This is a genomic window from Clostridium sp. OS1-26 (assembly GCF_030915445.1).
Lineage (GTDB): Bacteria > Bacillota > Clostridia > Clostridiales > Clostridiaceae > Clostridium_AM.
Genome location: NZ_CP133264.1, coordinates 3,035,967 through 3,056,402 on the forward strand (window position 1 = coordinate 3,035,967; position 20,436 = coordinate 3,056,402).

The window sequence follows — 20,436 nt, forward strand, 5'->3', positions numbered from 1 at the left end:
AGAGGATGTTATTGAAATGAGAAGATGATTAGGTAGCACTACACTTTAGTGATATTAAATGTATCTGATGTTGACTAGAGATATTTAACATCACACTCAGTGAAAGCTTACTATATAGTAGCTGATGACTATAATGTTAGATGGGGTAAATAGAATAAATATAGGTTAAATTAAAATAAAAATATAGGAGTGAGGAAATGTATTCAGCGGATAAGATTGATATAGGTATAAAAGAATATTCATTAGAAGAGCACTTGGAGATTAAATGTAAAAATAATGAGAAATATAAACATTTATATGCTGCCTGGACAACTGATAAGGATATATATACAAATTCGTTATCAGCGGTTCCAGTAAACTTTCCACATTATAGTAAGCACGAAGCAAGTCATTCTTTAAGCATAGTCAATAAAATTGAAATGGTATTGGGTAAAGAAAGAATTAAAAGCTTAAGTCCAACAGATACATTTTTAATACTAGAAAGCGCATTCTCACATGATTTGGGAATGATCGTTACAGAAAATTTGCTAAGAAATGAATGGAAAAAGCCAAGTTTTAAACGTTTTTTAAAGAGACTTTCAACTGATGGTTTGGATGAAGACATAATAAAAGCAGCAGCATATTTATTAGAAATTCAAGAAAAAAATTTTGAATTTGATGAAAAAAATAAGGATTGGCCTATTGAAGTTAGGGATTATGTAATCTTAATTACTGCTGAATATTTTAGAAAGAAGCATGGACTAAGAAGTGAAATGTGGTTGAAACAATCGGAGGAAATTGCAGCTTGTATAAATGGTAATAAGTTTATTCCGGAAAGAATAATGAATATAGTTGGAAAAATAGCAACAGCTCATGGAAGTGATTTTGATCATGTGTTAAATAACTTAGAACATACCCAAAATGGTATAGGAGTTGATGAAATACATCCAAGATTTATCGCGTGTTTAATAAGACTAGGAGACTTGTTAGATTTGGATAATGGTAGGTTTAGTGAGGTCTTTGAGAAAACATCACCATTACCCAAAAGTTCTCAAATACATAAAGAAAAACATAGGTCGATTACTCATTTTTTAGTTTCTCCAGAACGAATTGAGGTATCAGCAGTGTGTGAAAGTGATGCTGTATATAGAGAAACAAGACTTTGGTTTGATTGGCTTAGTGATGAACTAAAGAATTTAAGCAGCAAATGGAGTGATATTGTACCAATAGGTTTTAAGGGGGGGCCACCAAGTTTAGGAGATATTAAACTAAGTATAAAAGGAGCAGAGAATATAACTGAACAGCTTAATTTACGATTCAATATTGATCCAGTAAGAGCTTTTGAATTAATTGAAGGTAATGGAATATATAGAGATGAGTTAGTTTTTATAAGAGAGCTGTTACAAAATGCAATGGACGCTACGAAAATTAAAATATGGAAAGATATTAAAAGTAAAAAGTATGATGATATATGGGGGCTAATAGATAGTGATTTTAAAGACAAAGTATTGAGCGAATATGATTTTAGCTTTCCAAGACAATTGCCCCAAAAATTAAAGGGATTTTATCCAATAAAAATTAATATGGATTATGAAGAAGCTAAGGATGCCATAGGCGAAAATATATATATTTTCACTATTGAAGATAAAGGGTGTGGGATAAGTTTAAAAGATCTTAAAAGGATGGAGAATGTTGGTGGAAGTTGGGAACAAGATGATGAATTACAAGATTTCATAGAGACAATGCCAGGATGGTTACAACCAACAGGTAGCTTTGGAATTGGAATGCATGCTGTCTTTTTAATAACCGATGAGATTAAAATTGAGACAAAATCAGATAAAGAAGATGGTTATAACATAAGTTTTATTTCAAGAAGAAAAAATGGGTATATAACAGTAAAGAAAGATAATAGCATTGCTAATACAGGGACTAAGGTTACTGTGAGAATAAAGGAGTCTAAACTTAAAACAATAATGCAAAATAGATATATTAGGGTTGCGTATGATTACTTTGATCCTAATTGCAAGGAAAAAAGAATTATACAAATGTTAAGGAAGAGCATAAAAGAAATAATTAAAAATATTACAACTTTAAATATAAGTTTAAATTTATCATATGAAAAAACAGAGACTAAAAAAGAGACTATTAAAAATATAATAACATATGGACCATTTAGAGGATCTGATAACTTAATATATACTATATATTTAGATAAATATATAACAGAGGATGAATCAATAAAAAAATGGAATATTGAAATACAAGATAAAGCTTATGAAATTATAGTAAATTTGATAGTTAATGATAATAAGGTAGATAAGAATACTTATAGAACTTGTCGCGAGGCACGATTTAAAGAAATTAATTGTGATTATGCATTGGATATTGAACACGAGGAATTATTTGATATAGGAATAGACATAAAAAAAGGAAAAGCTAAAGAGGTGTTAGAAGTATCAAGGGATGCGTTAAAGAAAAATATATGTAAGAAATACGAAAACCGACTTAATAAAATCATCATTCCGGAAGCATTAAGATATTTATATAATGAGTTAGCATTAAATATTAGCACAGACTTAGAATATGTTCATAAAAACATAGAAGAAGATGTTACGACTAGTTCACAATTACTAAAACTAAGATTAGCATTTAATTACTTCTTGAACGAAGAAAACTATATGAAAGAATGGGGGAAGGATATAAAAGTTGGTTATAACTCAGAATATACTTTTGGTGACCTTCAAGAAAGTAAATATATAATTGGAGTTAATGAGTGTGATATTGACAGTAATACAAAAGAAATAGTCGATAAACTTAAATCATATATAGGAGAAGATAAGTGTATATATATACTTGATTTTTATACAATAATGAGAAGATATGCAGGGTGTGAATTTGGGGTAATAAAGAGAGTTCCTGTAAAGCATAATTCAACAGTTTATAGAACGGTCAGGCTGAGGAAAAGAAAACAAAAAATATCAGCGTTCTATATAAATTGTTTAAAAGACGAAGAGGAAGCCAAAGAAAAATTAAAGATACTATTTGATGCAGAATATAGTACCAGAAAGTTGCTGAATTCTATTGGTTATTTTAAGGAGGAAAATAAGGCTGAGATACTATATAAAGAAATTGTGATTAGTGGAGATACAGAAGATTTATATAATTATGGAATAAATCAAAGTGAGTATTTTATTTTTTCGCCTTTCAAAGAGAATTGTGACCACTTAATAAGATTATTTAATTATGATATAGATAAAGTAATAGAACTTCTAAAAAAGAACATAACTTTGACGAACTGGTAAAATATGTTTCGAAAAACGCTATATATAAATTAGATAATGAAAATTGTAAAAAAAGTGTTATTAAAACTTATAGAGAATTAATACAAGATTATTTAGAATTGTTGAAAAAGGAAGATGAAAAACAACAACAAGAAATATGCTTAAAAGAAATAACTAATGGTATAAAGCCAAATCCAATTGAAGAAGAAAGAAAACACGAATTAAAGCAAGAGTCATGTAATCCAGAGGTTGCGGTAGGAGATTCAAATGGAATTAAAGAGGTAGATGAACTTAATACAGAGAAAAATTAAGATAAGGAAAGCATATAATATGAGTATTCTGTTGATAAAGGTTCCTTGATATTTAAATACAAGATTGATTATTGATACTCTAACATTTTGTGTCTCAGAGGTATTATCATAATTTTCTCAACGGGAGCACAGATGCCTGTAAAGTTGTTTAAAACTAAAGCCTTTAGGTTTCAGTAACATGCTCAGGTGAAATAGAAATTCTGATGAAATTAGAGAACAATTAAATGACATGATTGAAAGCTTGTTATAGAGCGATAATAAGAATTAAGCTAAATTTAAAATTATTTTACTAATATAACTTTGATATTTAAACTTCTTATTATCTATATAATTATGAAGTTTAAATATCATAATTAAAAAATTTTTCTCATTCAAAGTTATTATACTTAAAGTAATTCTTAGGTATATAAAAAAGACATAAGGCAAGTTTAATATATATAATATTTTAAGTTGAAGGAACTAAATAATATGGACGAAAGCAAATATTTAATATTATTAAATGGTGAAGACAAAACAAAAGATGTTTTATCATATAAAACAAATGGATTAATGGTTGATATAGAAGTTTTAGATTATATCCTTACAGCATTAAAAATGTAACTATTAAAGAAAATCCTACAATTATTGATATAACAAATAAAGTTGTATACTATGAAGATATACCTATTTATAATATTAAACAAATGATGAATTTTAGTGGAAAAATAAAAATTATATTTAATAAATCTAAGAGCCAAATATACGATTTTGATTCAATAAGAATTGAGAGCAACTGTATAACTACGGATATCGCTAAAAATATACTAAGATATTGATCAGAAGTTTCTAAATACACTAATACTGACGATGAGTCAGAAGCTTTTTTGAAAAAAGAATATGATAAGCTTAACTTTGTGAGTCCTGAAAGCGTGTTAGGCTGTTATGTAAATAAAGACTCCTTAAAAAGCTCACTACCTTACACAAAAAATATCATATTTCCTTTCATAGCAATCTCAGACGCAAGCTCCTTCGGGGAATTGCCATGGGGGCATTAACAAATTGTTATAATTTGTTTTGCTATTAACACAAATGTCAGTAGCGGGTTGCAAGAGTTTGTTGCGGAAGCTCAAGCTTTATTAAATAATAAACTGGGGTTACCATCTGACTTTGCTGTTTGTGATTTTGGACTTATTTTTGAAACTAAAGGTGAAAATTTGATAGAGAGATGTATGTATTCAGATAAAATATTTAGATGAAATATGGGCTACTGATAACATTATAAGTGAATTAGAGCCTTTGAATTGGTTTAAAATATATATTAATACAGACGATATATGATAGCAAGAGAGATAAGGATATGTATAGTTACAAATGAACTCGTAAAATGGATACTAAATGAAACTGAATACATTCTTAATTCTTATGGTGGTATTTAAAGAATTTTAGAAGATAACCTTTCTTTTGTCCTGAATGAGAAAAGTATAAATAGTAAGATCAAAATTTTAATTTAAGTAATCGATAAAGTAGTGTGATAATAATTGGGATAAAGGTGAGAAATACTAGCAAGGTGTACCCAAGGTTCGACAAGTCCTTAGGTGTCATTAATAAATTGTAACAATTTATTCTGCTAATATTTCTGCATCACAGTATTAAAAAAATACACTAACATATGGGGAACTGTAGCAAGGCTAGAAAGGAAACATGGATAGAAGCATTGATTATCTAGCTTTAGGAAATGATGGAAATAGTATATATTTATTAATACAGAGTTAGGAAACAAGCAAAATGGAGATTATCATAGAAAAGTAGGAAAATAAGGATTATAATATAATTGCATTAGTATAGGCTGATGCAATTATTTTTTTATTTTGGAGGACAACTAATGATTACAGGAGAACTAAGGAGTAAAGTAGATAAAATATGGGAAACCTTTTGGACTGGTGGGATAACTAACCCATTAGAAGTTATAGAACAGTTTACATATCTTTTATTCATAAAAGGATTAGATGATAAAGAAACAACAAAGCAAAATGAGGCAGTATTTCTAGGTATAGAATTTGAAGGAATGTTTCCAAGTGATAAACAGCATTTAAGATGGAGTAAGTTTAAAGATTTTGAAGCTAGTGAAATGTATAGAATAATGCAAGAAGAGGTTTTTCCATTTATAAAGAATCTTCATGGAAAAGATGACTCAGCCTATGCAAAATATATGGAAGATGCCATATTTAAAATACCAACAGCATTAATGCTTTCAAAAATAGTTGATGGTATAAACAATATAGATATGGAAGGAAAGGATACAAAGGGAGACCTTTATGAATACTTACTTTCAAAAGTTGCTACAGCAGGTACAAATGGACAGTTTAGAACGCCAAGACACATAATTGGTATGATGGTTAAATTAATGAAACCAACGTCTGAAGATATTATAGTAGACCCAGCAGCAGGCTCAGCAGGATTCTTAGTATCTGCCCAACAGTATTTACGTGATAACCATGGTGATTTGTTCCTCGTACAGGGGTTAAAGGAACATTTTAATAACAATATGTTCTATGGTTTTGATATGGATAGAACTATGCTTAGAATTGGTGCTATGAACATGATGCTTCATGGTGTTGATAATCCAAACATTGAATACAAAGATTCACTTTCAGAGGCAAATACAGATAAAGATAAGTTCACCTTAGTATTAGCCAATCCCCCTTTTAAGGGAAGCTTAGATTATGAAGCAGTGTCAGCAGACCTTTTGAAAGTAACCAAAACAAAAAAAACAGAGCTGCTATTTTTAGCACTATTTTTAAGAGTTTTAAAAAATGGAGGGCGTTGTGCTTCAATAGTTCCAGATGGAGTTTTATTTGGCTCAACTGGTGGACATAAATCTATAAGAAAAGAAATTGTAGATAATCATAAATTGGAAGCTATTATATCTATGCCAAGTGGTGTGTTTAAGCCATATGCAGGAGTATCAACTGCTATAATGGTATTTACTAAAACAGGCAGCGGTGGAACTGATAAAGTTTGGTTCTATGATATGAAATCAGATGGGTATAGCCTAGATGATAAGAGAAATCCAATTGAGGATAATGATATAAATGATATTATTGAAAGATTTAATAGTTTAGATAAAGAAATTGAAAGAAAGAGAACAGAGCAGTCTTTCTTTGTAGATGTAGAAGAAATAAGAAATAATGATTATGATCTTTCTATTAATAAGTATAAGGAAATAGAATATGAGGAAGTTAAATATGATGCTCCTGGTGTTATTTTAGATAGAGTTAAGACATTAGAGAAAGAAATAATACAAGGATTAGAAGAATTAGAAAGAATGATAGAAGTATAGGAGGTTATTTTAAAAATGAATTTAATTAAGTTAGGTGAAATATATAAAATAACCTCAGGAGGTACTCCTAGCAGAGGTAACTCTGATTTTTATAGTGATGGTAGCATACCATGGATAAAAACAGGTGATTTAAAGCAGAAATATATTGAAAAAGCTTCTGAGCATATTACTGAACTTGCAGTGGAAAAATCTTCAGCAAAGCTTTTCCCATCAGGCACTGTTCTAATTGCAATGTATGGAGCAACTATTGGAGCAACTTCAATTTTAAATATAGAGGCGACAACTAATCAAGCTTGTGCAGCATTTTTGCCTAACAATAGAGTACTACCTGAATACTTATATTATTTTTTTAGAGCTAATAAGACAAAAATAGTGAGTATGGGAGTTGGAGGAGCTCAACCCAATATTTCAGCAACAATATTAAAGGAAGTAAAATTTCCTTTGAAGGATTTAGGTACACAAAAGAAAATTATAAATCTTCTAGCCAAAGCCCAAGAATTAATAGATAAAAGAAAAGCTCAAATAGAAGCTTTAGATGAATTAATAAAAAGTGTTTTTTATGATATGTTTGGAGACTTAAAAATTAATAATAAAGGGTGGAAAATTAGCAGGCTGATAGATATTTGTAATAAGATTACTGACGGTACACATGATACTCCTGTGAGAGTATCTAAAGGTGTCAAATTTATTACTGGGAAAAATATAAGACCATTCAAATTAGATTTATCTGATTTAGAGTTTGTTACTCAAGAAATTCATGAAGAAATTTATAAAAGGTGCAATCCTCAATATGGAGATATTCTATATACTAATATAGGATCAGGAGTAGGCAGTGCGATTTTTAATCCTTTAGACGAGGAGTTTAGTATGAAGAATGTAGCTCTCTTAAAAGTTGATAAGGAAAAGGTAGATTCTAAGTATTTAGAATATGAATTAAATTATTTAAAAGATTATATTATAGATAAAAATTGTAGAGGAGGAGCACAAACATTTTTAACACTAAAAGCTATTAGTAATGTTGAATTACCTATACCTAATATATTTATGCAAAATAGGTTTGTAGAAATAGTTATAAGAATAGAAAAACAAAAATACCTACTACAACAAAGCCTAACAGAGCTAGAAAACAATTTTAACTCCCTGATGCAAAAAGCCTTTAAAGGAGAACTATTTAACTAGGCGGTGAAAAAATGAAAGCAGCAAATTACGAAGATTTAATCATGAAACGGGCCATGGACTTATTTGCAGAAGAAGGTTTAAAATTCTTTGGCATAGACAAAAAAGTTAAGGAACTAGGACCTACAGAATTAGTAGTCTTAGAAACCAAAAACATGTTTATGGATTACACCTTTCTAATGGAAGATGATGCTTTTATCCATTTTGAATTTCAGACAACCAACAAAGGAAGTAATGATTTAAGAAGATTTAGAGCCTATGAAGCATTGCTAAGTCATCAAACAGGTAAAGATGTAATAACTTATGTAGTTTATTCCGGTGACATAAGAAACTTTTCAAGCAATTTAAAAACAGGAATAAATGAGTTTAGAGTAAATGCAATATCAATGGGTGATAAAGATGGAGATAAGATATATAATAGTATTGTAGAGAAAATAAAATCAGGGGAAGTTATAACTAAACAAGATATAATTTCTCTGAGTTTCACACCTATAATGGGTGGAGCTTTATCTAAAACGGATAAAATACTTAATGCAATAAGAATTGTTAAAGATATAGATAAAGAATATAGATATGATGTAGAGTCAATATTATATGCCTTTGCAAATAAGTTTTTAGAGGGAAAAGATCTAGAAAAAGTAAAGGAGGAGATAAAAATGACGGAACTTGGGAAAAGTCTTATAGAAGAAGGTAAAAGGGAAGGTATTAAAGAGGGGAAAGAAGAAGGAAAAAGAGAAAGCTAAAGAAATAGCTAGGGAACTTTTAGATATACTTTCAATAGAGATGATTGCTAAGAAAACTGGATTAACTATTGAAGAGGTTAAAAAGTTAAAGGAAGAGGCGGATAAATAACTAATAAATACTTAAGATATTTTTAGGGGGAGAGACATATTGGGGAACTTTAGCTTTCTAAAAGAAAAAGAGATTTTTAAAAATTTTACTTCAGCTTGCTTAGAAGCGGAAAAAAGCATATTAGTAAGTCCTGCTACTTGTGCAATACTTACAAGAAGAGCTTTAGAACTATCTGTAAAATGGCTGTACAGCTTTGATGAAGATTTAAAATTGCCTTATCAAGATAATCTATCAAGCTTAATTCATAATAATAGTTTTCTTATGCTTATAGATACAAAAATGTTAAAGCTGCTTAAATACATCGTATCACTTGGAAACGTATCTGTTCATACTAATTCTAATATTAAGCGTGAAGAGGCTATATTGGCTCTTCATAACCTTTATCAGTTTATTTCATGGATTGATTATTGTTATGCTGATGAATATACAGCAGGAGATTTTGATGAAGGTATTCTGTTACAGGGTGAAGAAAAAAGAACTAGACCAGAGGAGCTTAAGGACCTTTATGAAAAGCTAAGCTCAAAGGATAAAAAGCTTGAAGAAATAATAAAGCAAAATGAAGAGCTTAGAAAGCAGCTTACAGAAAAGAGAAAAGCTAATACTGAAAACTATGATTTCAATATAGATGAAATCAGTGAGTTTGAAACAAGAAAGAGATATATAGATGTAGAACTTAAACTTGCAGGATGGAATTTTGACAAAGATATAGGTGAAGAAGTTGAAGTCAATGGTATGCCAAATAATGCAGGTGTAGGTTATGTTGATTACGTATTATACGGAGCTAATGGGAAGCCAATAGCTGTTGTAGAAGCTAAAAGAAGTAGTAAAGATCCAAAGGTAGGTCAGCAGCAGGCAAGGCTGTATGCAGATTGCTTGGAAAAGCAATTTAATCAAAGACCTATAATATTCTTTACTAATGGATTTGAAACCTATTTATGGGATGACTTTAATGGTTATTCAGAAAGAAGAGTTTATGGCTTCTTTAAAAAGGAAGAACTTCAATTATTAATAGATAGAAGAACTAGCAGAAAGCCTTTTAATAATCTGCAAATAAAGGATAGTATATCAAACAGATACTATCAAAAAGAAGCAATAGTTTCTGTATGTGAAGCTTTAGAAAAAAATCAGAGAAAAATGCTTTTAGTAAAAGCCACAGGTACGGGGAAAACAAGAACGGCAATATCAATAGTGGACGTACTAACAAGACATAATTGGGTTAAAAATATATTATTTTTAGCTGATAGAAAAGCCTTGGTGAAGCAAGCTAAAAGTAACTTTTCAAAGCTTTTGCCAGACTTAGCTTTATGTAATCTATTAGATAATAGAGATAATCCTGAAGAATCCAGAATGATATTTTCAACTTATCCAACTATGATGAATGCCATAGATGAAACAAAATCTAAGGATGGAAAGAGATTATTTACGACCGGACATTTTGATCTAATAATTGTAGATGAATCTCATAGAAGTATATACAAAAAGTTTAAAGCTATATTTGATTATTTTGATGCTTATCTTTTAGGACTTACGGCAACTCCAAAGGATGAGATTGATAAGAATACCTATAGTGTATTTGACTTAGAAAGTGGAGCACCAACCTATGCTTATGAATTGGAAAAGGCAGTAGAAGATGGTTATCTTGTAAGCTATGAGGCTTTGGAATATGAATCCAAACTAATGAAGGATGGTATAAAATATGATGATTTATCTGACGAAGATAAAGAAGCATACGAGGATACCTTTGATGATGATGAAAATATAGGAGACGAGATTTCAAGCTCTGCTATTAATGAATGGTTATTTAATGACAATACTATTGACTTAGTTTTAAATAAATTAATGGAGAATGGGCTAAAAATTGAAGGTGGGGATAAGCTAGGTAAGACAATAATTTTTGCAAAAAGCAATAAACATGCAAAGGCTATTGTTGATAGGTTCAATAAACTACATCCTGAGCTTGGAAGCAATTTCTGTAAGGAGATTGACTACTCTATTAATTATGTTGACAGCTTAATAGATGATTTTTCAGATAAAAAGAAAATGCTTCAAATAGCAGTATCAGTAGATATGTTAGACACAGGAATAGACATACCAGAAATATTAAATTTGGTTTTCTTTAAAAAGGTGAGATCTAAATCTAAGTTCTGGCAGATGATAGGTAGAGGCACAAGACTTTGTCCTGACCTTCTAGGTATAGGAATAGATAAAGAAAAATCCCTAGTTTTTGATTTCTGTAATAACTTTGATTTCTTTAGAGTAAATCCAAAGGGCTTTGATGGTGCTGTTTCTCAAAGTCTCACAGAAAAGATATTTAATTTAAAGCTAGATATAATAAAGGAACTTCAGGATCTTAAGTATCAAGATGATGAATACAAAAGCTTTAGAGACACTTTAGTAGAACAAGCAATTTTAAGCATAAATTCACTAAATGAGGATAACTTTAGAGTAAGAATGGAGCTTAAATTTGTACTTAAATATAAACAATCTAATGAGTGGACTGCTCTTGGTGCTGTAAGTGTAAATGAAATTAAAGAGCACATTTCCTCTTTAATAATGCCTTTAAATGAAGACGAATTTGCAAAAAGATTTGATGTAACAATGTATACAATACAGCTTGCAAAACTTCAAAACAGCAGTGCAAATAAGCCTATTAAGAGTGTAATCCAAACAGCAGAAGAGCTTTCAAAGCTTGGAACAATTCCAGAGGTACAAGCTCAAAAGTATATTATAGAAAAGGTTAAAACCGATGAGTTCTGGGAATCAGCAGACATATTTGAGCTAGATTCTGTGAGAGAAGCTTTAAGAGAATTATTGAAATATCTCCAAAAAGAAACTCAAAAGATATATACCACAAACTTTGAGGATTTGATTATTAGAGAAGATAAAGGTGGAGCTTTCTATAATGCCAACGATCTTAAAAATTATAGAAAAAAGGTTGAGTTCTATCTTAAGGAGCATAAGGACGAACTAGCTATTTTCAAACTTAGAAATAACAAAAAACTCACAAAGCAGGATTTGAAAGCATTAGAGGATCTAATGTGGAAAGAGCTAGGCTCTCAATCAGATTACGAAAAAGAATTTGGTGAGATGCCAGTTAACAAACTAGTTAGAAAAATAGTAGGATTAGATAGACAAGCAGCCAATGAAGCTTTCTCTGAGTTTTTAAATAATGAAACCTTAAATACAAAGCAGATACACTTTGTAAAATTAATTGTCGATTATGTAGTAGTTAACGGATTTATAGAGGATAACAGAATACTTACAGAAGATCCATTTAGAAGTGTTGGTACAATTACGGAGTTATTCAAAGACAACATGAATGAGGCAAGAAAGATTATGGGTGTTGTATCTAATATTAAAATAAATGCTGAGGAAATAGGATAAATTTATAGATAATGAAACAGGCTATCATCTCGATAAGCCTGTTAATTTTATGCCTAAAACTGTGAAAACAAAAAAGGTATCTGGATTGTTTATGATATCGTTGATTTTAGCAACGGAATTTGTTATATCGGTGTTATCAGAAAGGTCTATAGGTAAGGTGATTTTTTTATGTTTCATCCATAATTTAGAGGAAACTTAGTTTTTTTGTAGAAATATATGATTGCAGAAATAAAAGGGAAGATAAGCAGTACCGGTTCAAATCTTAATGATAGATTAGAAGATGATTTAACAGGAAATGTTTTTGGTAACTTGAGATACATGTCATTTAATCACGGTTTAAAACAAATTCTTATTCAAGGTATATATCCTAGGAGTCTATCAAAGATTATTGAGAATATTGATGAAGATGAATGGAGCGAACTTATCGAATTTTGGCCTTATGATAAAGAAGGAGAGATCGATGTTTTAATAAAGTTTGAAAATACTATTATTGGCATTGAAGTAAAGTATCTTAGTGGCATTTCATCCGATGATGATGTAAGTAATTCTTCAGACTTGAAGGGTGGATTTACAATAGAAGATAATATTAAGAGCATAAACCAACTTTCACGTGAATCAAGAATTGTTTCACGAATAGGCAATGATAAAAACAAGATGCTACTATTCTATCGTAGTTTCATTATTTATTGAAATATCTACTCGTCTTAATTAAGCATAAGATGAGTAGATATTTTATATTGGAACTCTTATTTATTTAGTATAATAGTATCAACATTTTCAAAATCTAATGTTACTACAGCAGTATGAAATTCAATTTCAAAAAGTACTAAGTATTGTCCCATCTGTTCCACGTTATACTTATATTCAGGAATTTTTCTTATAAACTCATCAGCAACATCAAAAAGGGTGCGGGAGCTTTTTTTAACAATTCCATTTGCCTTAACATGTTCATTACCATGATGAGGAATTGTAGTAAAAGCAATATTAGGATTAGTTTCAAACTCTTTTACCTTATTATTATCCCCAAAAGTAGTAAAGAACAAAATGTTTGTATTGCTGTCAAAATAAAAATTTACTATCCTGACATTTGGACAGTTATCTAGACTTGTTGCTAACGCAACTTCATTCTGTGTATTCATTATTCGCATAAAATCATTTTTAGTTATCATGACTATTTCTCCTTTTCTTTTTTTTATAATCATAGTATACTTTAAAAAGGTGTCAAATACTGATACTATTTATTTAAAATTATATTTTATTAGTAAAGGAATTGGTTATGAATAAATCAGAAAGATTAAATGATATGATGCTATTTCTAAATGACAAAAATTCATTTAACTTAAAGGATTTAATGGATAAGTATTCTATCTCAAAAAGTACAGCCATTAGGGATGTACGGGCATTAGAATCAATCGGTATGCCAATATACTCTCAATCAGGTAGAAATGGGTATTATGGCATTCTTCAAAATCGATTGCTTTCACCCATAGTATTTACTGTCGATGAAGTATTTGCCATATATTTTTCAATGCTGACTTTAGGAGCATATGAAACAACCCCTTTTCATTTAAGTATAGAGAAATTGAAGAATAAATTTGAAAATTGCTTATCAACCGAAAAGGTGGAAATGCTACATAGGATAGAAAAAATATTTAGTTTAGGTGTTATTCAACATAATAATCATAGCTATTTTTTAAAAGACATTTTACAATTTGCTATGGAAGAAAGAGTTTGTGAAATTAAATATAGTAAAAAAGGTATTGAGAATAGATACATCATACAAATTTTTGATATTTCTTCGGTATATGGTCAATGGTATGCTGCTGGATATAATTTTGAGACGGATAGTACACAAGTATTTCGATGTGATAAAGTGTTAGATGTTAAGGAAAGTACAAAGTATAAAGCAAAACCGTTTGTCGAATTTGTGAAGTCTGCTGATATGCTATATAAAGCTCCTAATGCAACCGACTTTGAAATTGAAATATCAAAAAAGGGAGTGGATTTATTTTATAAAGAACACTATCCTTCAATGAAACTTTACTTTGAGGAGGGAAAAAATTTTATTCGAGGTTTCTATAATAAAGGCGAAGAAGAATTTATTGCAACGTATTTAATTGGTTATGGTCAGAATATATTATTCATACAGCCAATTAAATTAAAAAAGCTCATAATAAAAAAAATGGATATTTTAAGAAAACATCTATTATCAAGATATTGATGTACAAACAAAATAGATATGATTCGTAGTCTACAAATTCCAATTTGTCTGATTGAACAAAACTAGTATAATATGTATCATTATGAAAAGAAAGTTATTGTAATTTTGTTATGATAACTTTCTTCGATTTTTTGTGGTGGGTATCAGGTTATTCTGTTTTCCCACTGCAACAGGGTAAGTTTTTATAAATAAACCCAAAAATAAAGTTGACACTTGAAGATTACATCTGTAATATATAAAATGTATTACAGATGTAATCTTTTCTTAATATTTGGCATAATAATGCAAAGTGAGGTGGAAAAGTAGGAAGCTAAGCACGATATGATTAGTTATGAAAGCAAGGATGAAATTTCTAACATGGAAATTTTAGAGGAATGGTGATTTAATGAAGATTAACGAAGATAAAAGTAGATTTACTAGGTATACTGCATTAGTAGTAATTATGGTTTTAATATTTACAGCTATTACCTCAAGACTATTTTTTCTTCAAATAGTTAAAGGAGAGGAATTAGAGGAAAAAGCCAATAATAGATCAGTTAGAGAGATTTTAGATGCGGCTCCTAGAGGAAATATATTAGATAAAAATGGATGTCAATTAGCTGTAAATACTCAAAGTTATGTTTTAATATATAATCCAACAGATGAAAGTAACAAAGTTATTTTTCAAACATTAGAAAAAGTTTTTAAAATATTGAATGAAAATAATGAAACAATAAAAGATGATTTTGAGCTTAAAATAAACCCTTTTAAATTTGAGTTTAATGTTAGTGATGAGGAGACGAGAAAATTCTTAGAAATTAGATTTAAAAGAGATAGAGGATTTAATGAGAACATAGAAAAAAAATTATATAAAGGCAAAAAAGATGAACTTACAAAAGAAGAAAATGATAAAGTTAACGAAGAGTTGTTAAAGATAACTCCGCAGGAAACTTTTGAAAGGTTAATAAAAAAATATAAAATAGATACAAGTAAATATGACTTGGAAAATCAAAGAAAATTAATGATAGTACTTGATACTATGAAAATGCAGAGTTTTTCTGGATATAAAGCTATTACTATATCTAATATAAAGAAAAATACAGTATTTAATTTTCTTCAAATGTTAAATGATCTTCCAGGAATAGACGTAAATACACAACCTATAAGAACTTATCCAAATGGAGAATTAGCATCAGGAGTTTTAGGATATATAGCTAAAATAGGTACAGATCAAGATAAGTATGTAGAAAAGGGATATGATCCAACAACTGATTATGTAGGTGCATCAGGTATAGAGGCTGCATTTGAAGATAGATTAAAAGGTTCCAAGGGTGGAAGAATAGTTAAATTAAATAAACAAGGGAGAATTATAGAAGAACTTGGAAGAAGGGAACCTTATCCAGGTCAAACTATACAGCTTACTATAGATAAAAATGTACAAGCAGCGGCGGAGAAATCTCTAGATGATAAAATGAAAGAGTTAAGAGCTAATCCTTTTGGTCAGTTTAGATCAAATACATCAAATGCAACAAGAGGTGCGGCTGTGGTTTTGGATGTAAGAACAGGGGCAGTATTAGCATTAGCCAGCAGACCAGGATTTGATCCAAACTGGTTCACAGAAATCGGAGGACTTAAATCAGATTTATATAAACAATACTTTGCTCCGGACTTAGGTGAGTTTGGAAAGAATTATGTAACTTCTCGTAGTTTAACTGGTTATTATCCGGGAAAAAGTGCAGATGAAGTAGTTGATATATTATTTCCACTAGATAAGAGCATAAAAAACAATACCACAATAAGAAAAGATTTATATGATATATATCCAAAGCCTTTTTATAATTATGCTACACAGTCAGTAGTTCCACCAGGGTCTACTTTTAAACCTATGACAGCTATTGCAGGTCTTGAAAGTGGAGTAATAACACCAGGATTTGGGGTTATGGATAATGGAACTTTTGATAAAGGTGGCGGAAAAATTACAACTTTTATACTTGATGGTCCAAATGGATATGTAGAGTTAAACAAAGCTATACAAGTTTCAAGTAATCCTTATTTCATGACAATAGGAAAGTTTTTAAGAAACACTTATGGTGATGATAGTTTAGCTAAATATGCATGGAAATTTGGGTTAGGAGTTGATCCTAATTCAAAAGCGAAACCTTTTACAGGTATAGAAATACCTGAAAGGTTTGGACAAGTATATAACTCTGCTTCAGCTAAAAGTATTACAGCTAGTACTTACTTGTGGAATACTATGGAAATTTTAAAAAGTGGAACAGATGATAGAGGAAACAAATTTACTTCAATAGATTTATATGATAACAGTAAGGATTCAGATAAAGTAACGGGATTGAAAGCTGATATAAAAAGAGCTATACAAGAAGCTATAAAGGAAGGAAGCTCAAAATTTGATAAATCATATTTTGATAAAAAACTTTCAGATTTAGTAGAAGCAGATTCTCAATACAGTGGAAAAGGCATTAATACAAAAGAAATTGCTAAGATAAGAGATACAATTTATTATATTGCAGTATCTGATGCTAACAGTCAATTAAGGGGCGGATTTAATATGTATGATGCTTGCATAGGTCAAGGTATGGCCCAATTTACTCCATTGCAAATAGCAAATTATATTGCTACTTTAGTTAACGGAGGAACAAGATATAAGGTTCATTTAGTAGACAAGTTTTTAGATCCTAATGGAAAAGTAATAGAACAAGTTAAACCAGAGGTTATAGAAAATACAAATATTAAACCTGAAAATTTAGAAGCAGTAAGAGCTGGAATGGCAGCCGTTAATGAAAAAGGTACGGCTGCAGGTGCTTTCAGTAATTTCCCTATACAAACTGGTGGTAAGACTGGTACAGCCAGCTTAGGTAACCAAGAGGAAATTGGAAGAACGGACTTTGCAGAATATGTAGGTTATGCTCCTTTAGACAATCCAGAAATAGCAGTATGTGTTATGATATTTGATGGAGGGCAAGGTTATCAGGCAGCCTATGTAGCTAGAGATATTTACTCTGCTTACTTTAATATAGGAAATGCCAATAAAGCAACAGAAAACAAAACAACTGAAAATAATGCAAATTCGCAGGAACCTGGAAATGATGCTAAGGGTAATTAATAAAAATATAAGTAAAAACAAAAAAAATAGAGTTGACACATAAAGATTACAGTTGTAATATATATAATGTATTACAACTGTAATCTTTTCTTTGATATTTGGCAGAATAACAGTACAAAGTGGGGTGCGAAAGGAAATCTTAATTAAGTGTCAATAGGGAGGATATCTTTATGAAAAAGAAACTTACATATGGTGTTATAATCTGTAGCATGATATTGATTATAGGTTTTGGATTAATCAAATATTTTTATACAAGCTCTGGTGATGAAAAAAAATCCTTAAATATATATATAAGCTTGTTAAATGAAAAAAAGTATGAAGCTATGTACGATATGATTAGTAATGAAAGCAAGAATAAGATTTCTAAAGCAGATTTTATAGCTAGAAATAAAAACATCTATGATGGAATTGAAGCTAATAATTTTAAGATTACTATTAATAGTGTAAAGAAGCATGGAAAAGAATCTATAGTTAATTTAGATATGAGTATGAACACATTAGCAGGAAAATTGAATTTCCCCAATTCTATAAGTGTGATAAAAGAAGGAAATAAAAAAGATTATAGAATAGTTTGGAGCTCTAAAGTTATATTTCCTAATCTTGAGGATGATAACAAAATCAGAGTAAGCAAGTTTAAAGCTAAAAGAGGCAATATATTAGATAGAAATGGTGGTCCTTTAGCTGTAGATGGTAAGGTATCAGAAGTAGGGGTTGTTCCTAAGAAATTAGGTGATAAAAAAGATGATTCCCTGCAAGGGATGTCAAATCTCTTAGAGATTTCTATGGACGATATAAATAAAAAACTTAGTGCATCATATGTAAAAGATGATATGTTTATTCCATTAAAAGTCATAGCTAAGGATGATAAGAGGACAGAAGCTCTTTTAAAAATTCCAGGTGTTATGATAAATGATAAAGATGCAAGGGTATACCCATTAGGAGAAGCGGCAGCCCATTTAACTGGGTATGCTCAACTTATAAATGGTGAAGAGCTAGAAAAATATAAAAATGATGGATATTCTAAAGATAGTATAATAGGCAAATCGGGATTAGAAAAAATCTACGAGAAAAAACTTAGAGGGCTAGATGGCGGCGAAATATATATAGTAGACAAATCGGGGAGTAGAAAGAATACTTTACTAAAAAAGGAAGTTCAAAATGGAACTGATGTAAAGCTAACTATTGATAATAGTATTCAAAGCTTATCATATGATCAGTTAAAAGAGGATGCTGCTACATCTGTTGCTATGAATTCAAAGACTGGAGAGGTTTTAGCACTTGTTAGTACTCCTGCTTATGATCCTAATGATTTTGTTATGGGAATGTCTAATGACAAATGGAAAGGCTTAAATGAAGACAGCAAAAAGCCCCTTTATAATAGATTCCAAAGTAACAGCACCCCAGGTTCAGTGTTTAAAGCAATAACAGCAGCTATAGGCTTAGATAATAAGACTATAGATCCAAATGAAAATAAAAATATAAGTGGTCTTAAATGGCAGAAAGATGCTAGTTGGGGTGGATATTTTGTTACAAGAGTAAAGGATTATGGCGGGAATTCAAATTTACTAAATGCCATGATATACTCTGATAACATATATTTTGCTAAGGCAGCTTTAGATATTGGAAAAGATGTGTTTTCTGATAAGCTAAAAGGGTTAGGACTTGGCGAAACCATTCCATTTGAGTATGGTATGTCAAAATCACAGTTTGCTGTAAACAATGATATAAAAACAGAGATACAATTAGCTGACAGTGGCTATGGACAAGGAGAGATGTTATTGAATCCTCTTCATTTAGCATCTATGTATACTATGTTTGTTAATGAAGGGAATATGATAAATCCATATCTTGAATATAAAGCTACACCTGAAACTAAGGTATGGAAGTCTAAGATTATATCTAAAGAATCAGCCGACATAGTATTAAGGGACATGATTCAAGTAGTTGAGAATCCTGGTGGTACAGGACATCAAGCTTATATTAATGGTTTAAGTATAGCTGGTAAAACTGGAACAGCAGAAATAAAGCTTACTCAACAAGATACTCAAGGTAGAGAACTTGGATGGTTTGCGGCTATGACAACAAATCATGAGAGTAATTTATTGGTAGTAGCAATGGTTGAGGATGTTAAACTGAGAGGTGGAAGTCATTATGTGGTTCCTAAGGTTAGAAAAGTCCTTGAAATGTTAAAATAGTTGATATGAAGTTACATGCAATGCTGATGATAAGTTCGCTTACTGTTCTACTTCTAAATCTTTAATAAGACACTAATCCATTTGATGGAGTATATTTTCATCAAGTGGATTTTTGCACCCATCTAAGCATTTCTATATTAGACGCATTCAAAAAATAATTAGCAGTATCTTTGTCTATTATTTTTAAAAAATATAGATTATAATTTATTAGAGAATAATTCTAGACAGGAGGAGAATGTATGGGAGACATACCTAAAATTTCTGAAACTGAGTGGAAAGTTATGAAAATAATATGGTCTAATCCATATATAACAGCTAATGAAGTAATTGATATATTAGATGATTATGTTGAATGGAAACCTAAAACCGTAAAAACTCTATTAAATAGACTTTTAAATAAAGGAGCCATACATTTCGAAAAGGAAGGTAGAGAATATAAATATTATCCACTAGTAAGTGAAGATGAATGTATAAAAGAAGAAAATAAATCATTTTTAGATAGGGTTTATAATGGTGCATTTAAAACTATGATAGCTAATTTTATAGAAGAGCAAAATTTGACTAAGGAAGATATAGACGATTTAAAAAAATTATTAGAAAAGAATAATAAGTAGG

At 30.0% G+C, this 20,436-nt stretch carries 14 protein-coding genes; 13 read left to right on the forward strand and 1 reads right to left on the reverse strand.

The annotated features are described in order from the left end of the window. The first annotated feature begins 197 nt into the window (after window positions 1-197). From RCG18_RS14815 to RCG18_RS14855, 9 genes are all read left to right on the forward strand, one after another. The gene (locus RCG18_RS14815; RefSeq protein ID WP_308036821.1) at window positions 198-3,281 is read left to right on the forward strand and encodes a hypothetical protein; all 3,084 of its coding nucleotides are present in this window, start codon (window positions 198-200) and stop codon (window positions 3,279-3,281) included. A gap of 101 nt (window positions 3,282-3,382) precedes the next feature. Next, on the forward strand, window positions 3,383-3,571 hold the full coding sequence (locus RCG18_RS14820) for a hypothetical protein (protein ID WP_308036822.1): 189 nt from the start codon (window positions 3,383-3,385) through the stop codon (window positions 3,569-3,571). A gap of 468 nt (window positions 3,572-4,039) precedes the next feature. Continuing rightward, on the forward strand, window positions 4,040-4,171 hold the full coding sequence (locus tag RCG18_RS14825; RefSeq protein WP_308036823.1) for a hypothetical protein: 132 nt from the start codon (window positions 4,040-4,042) through the stop codon (window positions 4,169-4,171). A 482-nt stretch (window positions 4,172-4,653) separates the two neighbouring features. Then, a complete protein-coding gene (locus RCG18_RS14830; RefSeq protein WP_308036824.1) occupies window positions 4,654-4,806 on the forward strand; it encodes a hypothetical protein in 153 nt (50 codons plus the stop codon). A gap of 626 nt (window positions 4,807-5,432) precedes the next feature. Next, complete coding sequence (locus RCG18_RS14835) at window positions 5,433-6,890, forward strand: class I SAM-dependent DNA methyltransferase (RefSeq protein ID WP_308036825.1); 1,458 nt, start codon at window positions 5,433-5,435, stop codon at window positions 6,888-6,890. Between the two features lie 15 nt (window positions 6,891-6,905). Further along, a complete protein-coding gene (locus RCG18_RS14840) occupies window positions 6,906-8,069 on the forward strand; it encodes a restriction endonuclease subunit S (RefSeq protein ID WP_308036826.1) in 1,164 nt (387 codons plus the stop codon). Between the two features lie 11 nt (window positions 8,070-8,080). Next, the gene (locus RCG18_RS14845) at window positions 8,081-8,809 is read left to right on the forward strand and encodes a hypothetical protein (protein ID WP_374118904.1); all 729 of its coding nucleotides are present in this window, start codon (window positions 8,081-8,083) and stop codon (window positions 8,807-8,809) included. A gap of 145 nt (window positions 8,810-8,954) precedes the next feature. Beyond that, window positions 8,955-12,302: a DEAD/DEAH box helicase family protein gene (locus RCG18_RS14850; RefSeq protein WP_308042037.1), complete on the forward strand. Its 3,348-nt coding sequence runs from the start codon at window positions 8,955-8,957 to the stop codon at window positions 12,300-12,302. Between the two features lie 216 nt (window positions 12,303-12,518). Next, complete coding sequence (locus RCG18_RS14855) at window positions 12,519-12,992, forward strand: NERD domain-containing protein (RefSeq protein ID WP_308036827.1); 474 nt, start codon at window positions 12,519-12,521, stop codon at window positions 12,990-12,992. 56 nt (window positions 12,993-13,048) lie between these two features. Here RCG18_RS14855 and RCG18_RS14860 read toward each other — a convergent pair whose 3' ends face one another. Next, complete coding sequence (locus RCG18_RS14860) at window positions 13,049-13,471, reverse strand: pyridoxamine 5'-phosphate oxidase family protein (protein ID WP_308036828.1); 423 nt, start codon at window positions 13,469-13,471, stop codon at window positions 13,049-13,051. Between the two features lie 107 nt (window positions 13,472-13,578). Here RCG18_RS14860 and RCG18_RS14865 point away from each other — a divergent pair, with 107 nt between their 5' ends. The 4 genes from RCG18_RS14865 to RCG18_RS14880 all read left to right on the forward strand — a co-directional run bounded on the left by RCG18_RS14865 (window position 13,579) and on the right by RCG18_RS14880 (window position 20,435). Next, entirely contained in the window at window positions 13,579-14,523 is a 945-nt protein-coding gene (locus RCG18_RS14865) for a YafY family protein (protein WP_308036829.1), read from the forward strand. A gap of 385 nt (window positions 14,524-14,908) precedes the next feature. Continuing rightward, entirely contained in the window at window positions 14,909-17,626 is a 2,718-nt protein-coding gene (locus RCG18_RS14870; RefSeq protein WP_308036830.1) for a penicillin-binding transpeptidase domain-containing protein, read from the forward strand. A 170-nt stretch (window positions 17,627-17,796) separates the two neighbouring features. Beyond that, window positions 17,797-19,821 carry a penicillin-binding transpeptidase domain-containing protein gene (locus tag RCG18_RS14875; RefSeq protein ID WP_308036831.1) on the forward strand — a complete coding sequence of 675 codons (2,025 nt, stop codon included), beginning with the start codon at window positions 17,797-17,799 and terminating at the stop codon, window positions 19,819-19,821. Window positions 19,822-20,060: 239 nt separating this feature from the next. Beyond that, on the forward strand, window positions 20,061-20,435 hold the full coding sequence (locus RCG18_RS14880) for a BlaI/MecI/CopY family transcriptional regulator (RefSeq protein ID WP_014519946.1): 375 nt from the start codon (window positions 20,061-20,063) through the stop codon (window positions 20,433-20,435). The last annotated feature ends 1 nt before the right edge of the window (window position 20,436 follow it).